The organism is Mycobacterium intermedium, assembly GCF_002086275.1.
GTDB classification, from domain to species: Bacteria; Actinomycetota; Actinomycetes; order Mycobacteriales; family Mycobacteriaceae; genus Mycobacterium; species Mycobacterium intermedium.
Genome location: NZ_MVHT01000376.1, coordinates 1 through 232, shown reverse-complemented (window position 1 = coordinate 232; position 232 = coordinate 1). Strand labels below are relative to the sequence as shown.

The 232-nt window shown below is 78.9% G+C and carries 1 pseudogene; it reads left to right on the top strand.

Annotated elements, in window-relative coordinates:
* Positions 1–232, top strand: a pseudogene (locus tag BST27_RS35265) (hypothetical protein); the annotation flags it as partial.

Sequence of the window (232 nt, the reverse complement as noted above, 5' to 3'; positions counted from 1 at the left end):
CCCGTCCCGCCGTGGCCGCCGCCGGAACCGAGGAATCCGCCGAGCAGGCCGCCGCTGCCGCCGGCACCGGCGGGGCGGGAGGGTTGTTAGGCGGCGGCGGTAACGGCGGCAACGGCGGCTTGAGCCCGAGCGCGATCGGCGGTTTCAACCCTGCCGACAGCACCGGCGGCGCGGGCGGTGCCGGCGGCAGCGGCGGCCTGCTCGGCGGATTCCTCGGTTCCGGCGGCGGCCA